Raw genomic sequence first — 10,753 nt, 5'->3', positions numbered from 1 at the left:
ATCGCCGCCGTCAGCGTGGTCTTGCCGTGGTCAACGTGACCAATCGTGCCTACGTTTACGTGCGGCTTCGTCCGCTCGAATTTCTCTTTCGCCATTTTTCAGCTCCGAAAAAGTTGACTTGACAACACTTGATGGAATTGGTGCCCTTGGCGGGAATCGGACCCGCGACCTCTCCCTTACCAAGGGAGTGCTCTACCACTGAGCCACAAGGGCAAACATGCTTCGCAACGCCATACTTTGCGCCGGCTTTTGGAGCGGGAGACGGGAATCGAACCCGCGTCATTAGCTTGGAAGGCTAAGGTTCTACCATTGAACTACTCCCGCACCTTCCTGCTGCGCATTTCTGCGTGACAGATGGTGGAGGGGGCTGGATTCGAACCAGCGTAGGTGTAAACCGGCAGATTTACAGTCTGCTGCCATTAACCACTCGGCCACCCCTCCTTGAGTGAAGCTTCTAATTATGCTTCAAAATTGCTGCTTGTGCAAGAGCCTGGTGGCAAATTTGCATGATACCTTTCTCGTTCACATCTTCTGGTTCCCTGCTTCGCCACGTCAGCTTTTTTCTTCCTCTATGGCGTGCCGTCAAATCATTCAGGGATGGCTGCGGCCAGATAAATGCTCCCCAGGAAGGCGCATGCTGTCTTGTCGTAGCGCTTGGCGATGGCTCTCGATACTGCTTGAGTTCGGTAAAGAAGTCCTCAATAACGTGGCACGCCCTGCTTGTATAGACCCCTATCCCATTGGCGTTGCCTCCGGTTCGCGCTGCGCAGTAAGCGCCTGCTTGCCTGCAGCCACCAGTGGCTCAATGATTCGCTCATGCAGGCCATCGCCCTTGCCAGCAATGATCGTGCGACCCTGAATGCATGGCAGCAGCGCATCAGCTCCTTGCAGAACGTGCGCCTGTCCGGGCGTCAGGGAAAGGTCGTGGGTTGTCCATGGCCTCCACCGTGGCGTCATTCCTGGCGCCTAAGCTCCTCGGCTACGCCCAATGGCCTGACAGGCTTGTTTTTCGCCCCTGCGCTGTGCTGATGCGCCCGCGCGAATGCCGAGTCGATCATGGCCTATTCATTGTCCGCATCCTGAACCATGGCCTGGAACACGCGCTGCCGCACACTCGAACGGGTCCGATCGGCTCCGGCGCGAATGGTGCAGATGAATGACGCGAAAGTCGCCAAAGCGCTCCGGCAGATTGCGCCGAGGCATCCCGGCGCAGCAGCAATAGAGCTCGGCATCGACAAACAGGCGACGGTTGACTGCGGGAGGCGCCCCCGCAGGCCAGCCCTGCCGGGCAAAAGGGCCTGAATGCGCTCTCATTGGGTATCTGTCAAAGCGTAGCGGCATGTCATGCTCCTGATCATGCGGCATGAGCAGGATTGGATGACAAACTCTCAGGCTAAGCGTCTGCATCAGGCAAGAAAAAAGCCCGGCCAACGTAAATGGGCCGGGCTTGGCAAGTGGCGGAGAGAGCGGGATTCGAACCCGCGGTAGGCTATTGACCTACACACGCTTTCCAGGCGTGCGACTTAAACCACTCATCCATCTCTCCTGAATGGGGGAAAACGGCGAATTCTAGCGGCTTTCAGCTCTTGTTGGCCTGCACCATTTTCATGGCGGAGCTGATGAGGGCCGAAACCTCCGTCATATTGCTGGGTACCACGAGCGTGGTTTTGGCGTCAAAGGCCACGCGGCTGTAGGCATCCACGGCCTTTTCGGCCACTTTGAGCTGCACGGCTTCCTGGCCGCCGGGCTGGCGGATGGCTTCGGCCACGCGCATGAGAGCGGCAGCCGTGGCGTTGGCCACTTCGGTAATGGCGGCCGCTTCGCCTTGCGCGTTGTTGATTTGCGCCTGCTTTTCGCCTTCTGACTTGGCAATGGCAGCCTGTTTCTGGCCTTCGGCCAGGTTGATTTGCTCTTGCCGCTTGCCTTCAGACGTGGCGATGACGGCGCGCTTTTCGCGCTCGGCCGTGATTTGCGCCTGCATGGCGCGCAAGATTTCGGCGGGCGGCGTCAGGTCCTTGATTTCATAGCGCAGCACCTTCACGCCCCAATTGAGCGCAGCTTCATCCACGGCTTCCACCACCTTGGCGTTGATCATGTCGCGCTCTTCAAAAGTCTTGTCCAGCTCCAGCCGGCCAATCACGCTGCGCAGCGTGGTTTGCGCCAGCTGCGAAATGGCCATGACGTAATTGCTGGAGCCATAGCTGGCGCGCATGGGGTCCGTCACCTGAAAGTAGAGGATGCCGTCCACTTGCAGCTGCGTGTTGTCGCGCGTGATGCAAACCTGGCTGGGCACATCCAGCGGAATTTCCTTGAGGCTGTGCTTGTAGGCCACGCGGTCAACAAAGGGGAGGATGGCGTTGAAACCAGGCGAAAGCGTGGCTTCGTATTTGCCCAGGCGCTCGACAATCCAGGCGTTTTGTTGCGGCACGATTTTGATGGTGAATTTGGCGGCGATGATGACGACAACGAGCGCGATGATGGCGATTTCCATGATGGCCTTTCTGGCTGGGGTTGAAGAAAGCGGGTGAATCAGACGGGATCAACCAGCAGGCGGCTGCCAACGATTTCGGCCACGCGGTGCGGCCCCGGTGCAGGCGCGGCGCCCGGGCGGCAAATGGCCGTCCACGGCGCGCCACGGTAGCGCACGGAGGCGGTGCCATCGGCCTTCCACGCGCGCACTTCCACCGTTTCGCCAATATCGAAATTCACGCTGGGGTCTGCTCCAGGCGACAAATCGCGCCCGCGCCGCTGGCGTATCCAGTAACAGGCAAACACCGCTGCGGCGCTGACAATGGCCGCCGCCGCCATTTGCGCCGTTTGCGACAGCCCCAGATGCGCGGCCACCGCCCCCGCCGTCATGCCAACGGCCAGCATGAGCAGGTAAAACGTGCCGGTGAACATTTCAGCGGCCACCAGAAGACCGGCGGCAATCCACCAGGCAGCGAAATCGGATACGGGCATGACGGACTCCTTTTCGATGAGAACGGGTTGCAGAAAGAAGCACAGGCGCGATTTTGACATCTTATGGCCATCCGCAACACATTCGCGGCATATTTGTCAGGCAATTGCCATGCTGGCGTCGCCATGCAGAAACATGCCTTGCGCAGCTGCGGCAGGGCTGGGCCTGCAGCGAAACAGGATATTTGCTCCTATTCTAATAGCTAGATGTCCTAGTAGAAACTGCGCAACACAGCGTTTTCGCCCACCTAAATTTGCTTCTGTTTTTGATGTGCCGTGGCTGGCCGTAAGGGCAAAAGAGAAGAATCGGGATGGCAGCAGGGCGCTAACCGCAGTGGGTGATGCCCCTTTTGCGGCCCAGCAAGGCACTTGCGACGCCGCAAACCATCCGGGTCCGCGCTTTTCACGCCTGCGGACAGACTCTGAACAGAATCTCAGCCTTTCTTGCCAATGGCCGTCTTCAGAACCAGGCCCAGCACGAAACCAGCGGTGGCTGGCAGCAGCCAGCCCATGCCAATGTCGTAGAGCGGGAAAATGCTGTTAATCAGCGCGGCCGTTTCCGGCGCGAAGCTGAAAGCCGCCTTCCAGGCGTCCAGCACACCCACGACCAAAGTGGCAAAAATGGTGCAAACATAAACAACCCGGCTGCCGCCAAACCAGTTGTTCAGAAAAGCCAGCAAGATAATGACTACCGTCAGCGGGTAAAGCAGCATCAGTACTGGAACGGAAATGCTGATAATTCCTGAAAGCCCTTTGTTGGCAAACGCCATCGAAACCAGCGTGAAAATCACGACAAAGGTTTTATATGAAACCGCTGGCAGCAGGCGGTTGAAATATTCGGAGCAGGAAATAATCAGCCCCACGGCAGTGCTCAGGCAGGCCAGAAACACGATCGCGCTCAGCAAGACATTGCCGCCCATGCCGAAATAATGCTGCGCGGTTTTTGAAAGCACGGCGGCGCCATTTTCCTGAAGGCCCAGCCCGGCCACGCTGGTTGCGCCCATGTAGCCAATGAGCAGATACACCACGGCCAAGCAGGCGGCAGCCACGGCGCCCGCAACAGTGGTGGTGGCCAGCAGCTGCGCGCGGTTGCGCACGCCCAGGGCGCGCGCGGCGTCAATCACGATGATGGCGAACACCAGCGAGGCCAGCGCGTCCATCGTCTGATAGCCCTCGAGCACGCCCGTGACGAAGGGCCTGTCTGCAAAGCCGCCTTGCGCCGCCTGCAGCTCGCCCATCGGGTTGAAGGCCGCGTAGCCCACCAGCACGGCAATGGTGGCCAGCAGCGCGGGCGTGAGCACTTTGCCAATGCGGTCTACCAGCTTGCCGGGCGAAATGGACAGCCAATAAGTCACGCCAAAGAAAAAGGCGCTGAATATCGCCAGCGCCATGGTTTTGTGCTCTGGCCCGATAAAAGGCGTGACGCCGATTTCAAACGTGACGGTTGCCGTGCGCGGCGTGGCAAAAAGCGGGCCGATGGCCAAATACAGCACGGCGGCAAAAGCCACGCCATACCAGGGCGTGACGCGCGAGGCCAAATCCTGCACATCGCGCGAGCCGGAATAGCCGATGGCAATCACGCCCAGCAGTGGCAGCCCCGCGCCGGTCAGCAAAAAGCCTGACATGGCCGAAAGCCAATTGCTGCCAGCCTGCTGCCCCAGAAAAGCCGGGAAAATCAGGTTGCCCGCGCCAAAAAACAGGGCGAACAGCATCAGGCCCACGGCCCAGAGTGAAGGTTTTTGGTTTTCAGGCGCGCTCATTCATGTCTCCTGTTATTTCAATCGGGTTGTCAAAAAATCCATCCGGTCAGGAATGGGCAGATAAGAAAACGTTTTCGGGAAAATGCTTTTGAAAAGCGCTGCCCTCAATCTTTTTCATGAACCTTTACAAAACCGCGCCCGCAGGCAGGGCCGCTTGCAGTTGCGCGCGCGTGGCCAGCGCGGCGGCGCGGGCGGCGTCGGCAAAGTTGGCGTCGCTGCTGGCGTAAAGAATGGCGCGGGAGCTGTTGATGACCACCGGCCCGCCGGGGCGCCAGCCGGCGCGCACGGTGGCGGCCGCGTCGCCGCCTTGCGCGCCCACGCCCGGAATGAGCAGGGGCAGCGCAGGCGCCATTTCGCGCACGCGCGCCACTTCATGCGCGCGCGTGGCGCCCACCACCAGGCCCAGCTGCCCGTTCACATTCCACGGCCCTTGCGCCAGTTGCGCCAGGTGCTCAAACAGGCGCGGCTGGCCGGGCAGGGCCAGCGGCAGGGCTTGCAAATCGTCTCCGCCGGGGTTGGAGGTGCGGCACAGCAAAAACAGCCCTTTGTCCGCGTAGTCCAGATACGGCTCGATGGAATCAAAGCCCATGAAGGGCGAGAGCGTGACGGCATCGGCGCCGTAGCGCTCGAAAGCTTCGCGCGCGTATTGCCGGGCCGTGGCGCCAATGTCGCCGCGCTTGGCATCCAGGATGACGGGTACGCCCGGCGCAGCCTGGCGCACGTGCGCAATCAGGCGCTGAAGCTGGCGCTCTGCGCCGTGTGCAGCGAAGTAGGCGATTTGCGGCTTGAAAGCGGCGGCCACGTCCGCCGTGGCGTCCACGATGGCCGCGCAGAAGTCAAAAAAGCTTTCCGCCGCTGGCGTCATGCCGGCCGGAAAGCGGGCAGGGTCCGGGTCCAGCCCCACGCACAAAAGGGACTGCCTGGCCTGGCTGGCCGCTGCGAGCATCTGGGTAAACGTCATGCGGCCGGATTCTAGGTTTGGCGCTTTCGCCGTAATTTCAGGCATCAATGCCTCGCAAACCAACCCAAAAAGCTGACGCGCCCGCCGGAGAGTATCAAAAAAAAAGCAAATCGAAGGGGGTCTGAATGCCGCCTTGCGCAATTTCCACTAGGACATCGCGCTATTAATAAAAGAGCAAATTTTGCGTATTCGGTACCGCTCATGGCCTCCCGCTTTGTGACCATTGCTCTTGAAGCTTTAGTGTGAAGGCGGCGGCCCCGGGCGGTCTGCGGCTTTGCAACCCAGCCCGCTCTTTCGCTCCTCACGGCCAGATGCTGAACCGGCTTTCAGCCAGCGGCATCCGGCTCGCCGCCCAGAAAGCCGCCGCTTTGCCGTGCCCACAGGCGCGCGTAGAGACCGCCCTGGGCCAGCAGCTGGGCGTGGGTGCCTTGCTCGACGATGCGGCCGGCGTCCATGACGATGAGGCGGTCCAGCGCGGCGATGGTGGACAGACGGTGGGCGATGGCAATCACGGTTTTGCCTTGCATGAGGGTTTCCAGGCTTTGCTGGATGGCCGCTTCCACTTCGCTGTCAAGCGCGCTGGTGGCTTCGTCCAGCAGCAGGATGGGCGCGTCTTTGAGCATGACGCGCGCGATGGCCACGCGCTGGCGCTGGCCGCCGGAGAGTTTGACGCCGCGTTCGCCTACGTGCGCGTCATAGCCGCTGCGGCCTTGAAGGTCAGCCAGTTGTTCGATGAAGTCGCTGGCCTGGGCGCGGCTGGCGGCAACGCGCATGTGTTCTTCGCTGGCATCAGGGCGGCCATACAGGATGTTGTCGCGCATGGAGCGGTGCAGCAGCGAGGTGTCTTGCGTGACCATGCCGATGGCCGCGCGCAGGCTTTCTTGCGTGACGTGGGCGATGTCTTGCCCGTCGATGAGGATGCGCCCGCCTTGCACGTCGTGAAAGCGCAGCAGCAGGTTCACCAGCGTGGATTTGCCCGCGCCGGAGCGCCCCACTAGCCCTACTTTTTCGCCGGGGCGGATGTGCAGGTTCAGCCCGCTGATGACGGGTTTGCTGCCGCCGCTGCCTGCTTCGTAGGCGAAGCTCACGTTTTCAAAGCGCACGTCGCCGCGCGTGACGGCCAGGGGGCGGGCCTGGGGCGCGTCGGCCACGGCGGGCGTTTGCGTCAGGGCGCTGATGCCGTCTTGCACGGTGCCGATGTTTTCAAACAGGCGGGCAAATTCCCACATGACCCAGTGGCTGATGCCCGCCAGGCGCAGCGACATGGCGATGACGGCGGCCACCGCGCCTGCGCCGGTTTCGCCGCGCGACCACAGCCACAGCGACAGCCCGCCGGCCGAGAGCATCAGCAGCATGATGAGCGCGTGATTGACGATCTCAAACGCGCTGATCAGGCGCATTTGCACCTGGCCGGTGATCTGGAACGCCTGCATCGCTTCGCGGGCGTAGGCCGCTTCGCGCTGGCTGTGGGAAAAGAGCTTGACGGTGGCGATGTTGGTGTAGGCGTCGGTCACGCGCCCGGTCATCAGGCTGCGGGCGTCGGCCTGCTCCTTGCCGGCGCGGCCCAGCCGGGGCACGAAATACCCGCACGCCAGCCCGTAGGCCAGCGCCCACAGGGCAAAAGGCAGCATCAGCCGCCAGTCCATGCCCGCCGTGAGAGCCAGGAGGGTGAGCATGTAAACGCCCATGCCGATGACGACATCAACGGCGGTGAGCATCACATCGCGCACGGCCAGCGCCGTTTGCATGACTTTGGCGGCCACGCGCCCGGCGAATTCGTCGGCGTAGAAAGACAGGCTCTGCCTCAGCATCAGGCGGTGAAAGTTCCAGCGCAGCCGCATCGGAAAGCCGATGGCCAGCGCCTGGTGCTGCACCAGCGTGTGCAGCGCAATCAGCACAATGGATGACAGCAGCACCGCCGCCAGCGCCGCCAGCGCAGGGCCGTGCCCGGCCCAGAAATGGGCCGGATCGGCCTGGCCGATCCAGTCCACCACGCGGCCCAGCAGTGCGAACAGCAGCGCGTCAAACGCCGCGCGCAAGGCTGCCAGCACGGTCAGCAGCGCGATCAGGCCGCGCATGCCCTGCGTGCAGGCCCACACGAACGGCACGAGCCGCCTGGGCGGCAAGGCCGGCTCGGCGGCGGGGTAGAAATCAAGGCGGTTTTCAAAAAAGCGGAACATGAAACGGTTTTTGGCGGGCCGGAAGGCGGAAAAAGGGGCAATTCTGCGGCGTCACGCGCCTGCGCGCTCCCGAGCCTTTCGCAGCGGCTGGCAGGCTGCAGATTGCTCCTGCTTCGATAGCAGCTTGCGCCCGTTCCATCAGGGCTTACGGCCAATTTGGGCATGAAAAAGCGGGCTGGCGGCCCGCTTTCCGGTGGTTTTGGAACTTTGAAACTTGCTCAAAAGCTGCCCCTGGATGCGATGCGAGAAGTACGCCTTTGGACGTGGCCTCGGGCGCTCGTGGGCCTTGCAAATCCTTGCCGGGCTGCGAGGCCCGTCTGCGTCTTGCGGTACATCCCGATTCCCGCGCTTTCGCTCCTCACGGCCAGGCGCTGGACAGATTCTGAAGCCGAAGACACCGATTCAGAGTGAATTAAGAACAGGAGCAAATTTGACGAATAAAGATGGCGTCTCGCGCTCCTCTTTTTAATACTGCTCTACCTGCACCACCCAAGAAAAAGGCCTGCCGCTCTGGCAGGCCCCATTCAAACGGCAAGAGTCTGAAGCCACGGCCCGCAGGCCGCCGCAATCACATCTGGTCTTCCACGGCAATGCCGTGGGCGCTCAGCCAGGCGCGCACTTTTTTCTCTGTTTCCGGATTGCGCGGCCCCATGAAGAAGTAGCGCTGGAACGTATTGCCTGCCTCGTTCACCGCGCGCGGATCGACGCCCAAGTCCAGCAGGCGCAGGAGGTCATCGTAGCTGCCAATCAGCGCGGCATGATGCAGCAGCGTCCGGCCATCCTTCGAGCGCGCATGCACATTGGCCCCGGCATCCAGCAGCAGCTGCACATTGGACTGGGTTTCAGGCCCCAAGGCGCCAAACAGGGGCGTTTCGCCCAGCGCGTTCTTGACTTCAGTGGAAAAGCCCCGCTTGAGCAGCGCAGCCAGCCAGCGGCTGTCATGCAGGATGGCAGCCAGGTGCATGGAGGTGTCCCGCGCATCGCCCAGCCATGTGGGGTCCGTGCCCAGATCCAGCAGGCTCTCGAAGGCGCGGCGGTTGCCTTCCACCATCGCCACGTCCAGCGGCGTCATTTCCCTGGCGTTGCGGCTATTGAGGCTCGCGCCTTCGGCCAGCAGCTGGCGCGCCTGCGCCAAGTCGCCCCTGGCCGCCGCCTGGTACAGCGCCGCGTCTTTGGGCGTTGCGAATTTTCCGTTGCTCATGTCCGTGTCTGGCTGACCGCAGGCCGAGACGGCCAGCACGGCCAGCGCGGATAAAAGCAGCCTGCGTTTGCGCATCATGTGTTGCGTGAAAGATGAAAGGAAAAACAGAGAAACAGCGGCCCGGAAAGCGATGGAAAGCGCCCTCAGCCGGATGTCTTTCTCGCCGGGCCGGAAGCGCAGCTTATCTGTTGAACAGGCCCGCAATCGTCCGGCCCGCTTCGGCAATGGCGTCGCGCGCCTTTTGTGCGCCCTGGCTGATGGCGCCGCCAACGGCCCTGGTCTTTTCAGCCAGCCACTGAACGCCTTGCGTCGTCTTCCCGGCCACCCACTGCGCACCCTGAACCGTTTTTTCAATCGTCCACACTGCGCCTTGAATGGCTTTTTCAGCCGCCAACTCTGCACCTTGAACCGTCTTTTCAATCGTCCACACTGCGCCTTGAACGGTCTTCTCGCCCAGCCATCGCACGCCTTGCGACAGCTTGTCGCTTGTCCGCTTCACGTCATCCGCCGCCTCGCTGGCGGCCCGTTTGGCTTCGTCGCCCGCCTTGTCCGCCAGCACGGCGGCTTCATGGCTCGCGCCATCAATCAGCGCATTGGCGCGCTCGCCTGCCGTCTCAACCCGCAGGGCGGCTTGATTGAATGAGGCTTCCTGTCCCGTGGCCTTGCCCGCGCCGCGCAGCGCATTGCCCAAAAGCGAAGCGCCTTCGCGCATGGCGTCGCCTGCGAAATTGCCGCCTTGCCTGACAAGGCCCGCGCCCGCGTCCAGAATGCCATCGGCCGCCTCGCCCACGGCCCGAAGGCTGCCCGGCAGCACGCGCCCCTGGGCCATTTCATTCCGGGCAATATAGTCAAGCGCCTGGCCTTTTTCTGCAAAAACCCGGCCTGCGTTGGAGCCGGCTTCAAAAGCATTGCTGCCCGCTGACGCCAGGAAGTTGAAGTTGGCTTCCATGTAATGCTCAAGGGCGGAAAGCGATAGCGGCTTGTCTGCGGCGCGGTAAGGCGTGTTTTCGCGCAGGGCTTCCACATAAGCCTGGCCGTCGCCCTTGCCGCCATGCAGTTCCACGGGGTTGCAGCAAGCGCCTCTGGGCGCGGCAAGGCGCAGCTCATGCCCCACGGCGTCGGGCGCGAGCATTGCACCCTGCTGCAAGCCCGTCAGCAGCTCGCCTTCCACGTTGTAGCGGCGGATCTGGCCGCTGCCAGCCAGCCCTTCGCGTATGGCGTTGGGCGTCTTGCCCGGATTCAGGCTGCGCAGGGTGTTGTCGCTCAGGCCCGCCGCATTGAAGGTCACGCCCGGCGCGCCCGTGGCCAGCATGGCCGCCGAAGCCAGGCCGCCGCCCAGGGAGTGACCTGTGAAAATCACGTTGCCTTTGCCGAAGGCTCTAACAGCGCTCCGTGCCAAGAATTTCGCTTGCTCGTATTGCTCCGTCGTCAGGCCCAGGGCTTGTCCGCCGTTGGCTTTGATATCCGCCCCTTCCGGCCCGAACCATTGGTCCGTGCCACGGAAGGCAACGACATATTGCCCCTGGTCATTGCGGTAGATGGCGGCGTCAAAGCCGCTCTGCTCGTCGCGCAACATGCTCGGAGCAAGGTCTGGAATGGAAACCACCTTGTTGTTTCCATCCACGAAGTGATCGCCCACCGGGTAGCCAGGCTGTGGTTCACCCTGGCGGCAGCCGGCCGGGCATGCTGGCTG

At 62.1% G+C, this 10,753-nt stretch carries 9 protein-coding genes and 4 tRNA genes; 1 reads left to right on the top strand and 12 read right to left on the bottom strand.

Annotated elements, in window-relative coordinates:
• The 4 genes from QB898_RS07040 to QB898_RS07025 form a co-directional block, all read right to left on the bottom strand.
• Positions 1-95, bottom strand: a 95-nt coding sequence (locus tag QB898_RS07040) for a GTP-binding protein (RefSeq protein WP_018003793.1), incomplete at its 3' end; no start/stop codon positions are given.
• Between the two features lie 43 nt (positions 96-138).
• Positions 139-213, bottom strand: a tRNA-Thr gene (locus QB898_RS07035).
• Positions 214-250: 37 nt separating this feature from the next.
• Positions 251-324: transfer RNA gene (locus QB898_RS07030), tRNA-Gly, on the bottom strand.
• 31 nt (positions 325-355) lie between these two features.
• A tRNA-Tyr gene (locus QB898_RS07025) sits at positions 356-441 on the bottom strand.
• Positions 442-935: 494 nt separating this feature from the next.
• Here QB898_RS07025 and QB898_RS13425 point away from each other — a divergent pair.
• Positions 936-1,160, top strand: coding sequence for a hypothetical protein (locus QB898_RS13425; RefSeq protein WP_428982758.1), 225 nt, complete (start codon positions 936-938; stop codon positions 1,158-1,160).
• A 295-nt stretch (positions 1,161-1,455) separates the two neighbouring features.
• Here QB898_RS13425 and QB898_RS07015 read toward each other — a convergent pair.
• The 8 genes from QB898_RS07015 to QB898_RS06980 form a co-directional block, all read right to left on the bottom strand.
• Positions 1,456-1,546, bottom strand: a tRNA-Ser gene (locus QB898_RS07015).
• A gap of 33 nt (positions 1,547-1,579) precedes the next feature.
• Entirely contained in the window at positions 1,580-2,491 is a 912-nt protein-coding gene (locus QB898_RS07010; protein ID WP_279524367.1) for an SPFH domain-containing protein, read from the bottom strand.
• A gap of 38 nt (positions 2,492-2,529) precedes the next feature.
• Positions 2,530-2,961 carry an NfeD family protein gene (locus QB898_RS07005; RefSeq protein WP_279524366.1) on the bottom strand — a complete coding sequence of 144 codons (432 nt, stop codon included), beginning with the start codon at positions 2,959-2,961 and terminating at the stop codon, positions 2,530-2,532.
• Between the two features lie 431 nt (positions 2,962-3,392).
• Complete coding sequence (gene brnQ, locus QB898_RS07000; RefSeq protein ID WP_279524365.1) at positions 3,393-4,718, bottom strand: branched-chain amino acid transport system II carrier protein; 1,326 nt, start codon at positions 4,716-4,718, stop codon at positions 3,393-3,395.
• A gap of 124 nt (positions 4,719-4,842) precedes the next feature.
• Positions 4,843-5,679: an orotidine-5'-phosphate decarboxylase gene (gene pyrF / locus QB898_RS06995; RefSeq protein ID WP_279524364.1), complete on the bottom strand. Its 837-nt coding sequence runs from the start codon at positions 5,677-5,679 to the stop codon at positions 4,843-4,845.
• 326 nt (positions 5,680-6,005) lie between these two features.
• Positions 6,006-7,859: an ABC transporter ATP-binding protein gene (locus QB898_RS06990; protein ID WP_279524363.1), complete on the bottom strand. Its 1,854-nt coding sequence runs from the start codon at positions 7,857-7,859 to the stop codon at positions 6,006-6,008.
• 568 nt (positions 7,860-8,427) lie between these two features.
• Complete coding sequence (locus QB898_RS06985) at positions 8,428-9,135, bottom strand: ankyrin repeat domain-containing protein (protein WP_279524362.1); 708 nt, start codon at positions 9,133-9,135, stop codon at positions 8,428-8,430.
• A 106-nt stretch (positions 9,136-9,241) separates the two neighbouring features.
• Complete coding sequence (locus tag QB898_RS06980) at positions 9,242-10,666, bottom strand: Tle-like phospholipase domain-containing protein (RefSeq protein ID WP_279524361.1); 1,425 nt, start codon at positions 10,664-10,666, stop codon at positions 9,242-9,244.
• Between the last annotated feature and the right edge of the window lie 87 nt (positions 10,667-10,753).

The organism is Ottowia cancrivicina (assembly GCF_029813755.1).
Lineage (GTDB): Bacteria > Pseudomonadota > Gammaproteobacteria > Burkholderiales > Burkholderiaceae_C > Ottowia > Ottowia massiliensis.
Note: the sequence above shows the minus strand (reverse complement) of the source record. Positions and strands in the feature narration are given on the sequence as shown.

Coding starts and splice junctions, on each gene's coding strand:
- QB898_RS07010 (WP_279524367.1), bottom strand. CDS start 2,491: ATGGAAATCGCCATCATCGCGCTCGTTGTCGTCATCATCGCCGCCAAA.
- brnQ (WP_279524365.1), bottom strand. CDS start 4,718: ATGAGCGCGCCTGAAAACCAAAAACCTTCACTCTGGGCCGTGGGCCTG.
- QB898_RS07005 (WP_279524366.1), bottom strand. CDS start 2,961: ATGCCCGTATCCGATTTCGCTGCCTGGTGGATTGCCGCCGGTCTTCTG.
- pyrF (WP_279524364.1), bottom strand. CDS start 5,679: ATGACGTTTACCCAGATGCTCGCAGCGGCCAGCCAGGCCAGGCAGTCC.
- QB898_RS13425 (WP_428982758.1), top strand. CDS start 936: ATGGCCTCCACCGTGGCGTCATTCCTGGCGCCTAAGCTCCTCGGCTAC.
- QB898_RS06990 (WP_279524363.1), bottom strand. CDS start 7,859: ATGTTCCGCTTTTTTGAAAACCGCCTTGATTTCTACCCCGCCGCCGAG.
- QB898_RS06985 (WP_279524362.1), bottom strand. CDS start 9,135: ATGCGCAAACGCAGGCTGCTTTTATCCGCGCTGGCCGTGCTGGCCGTC.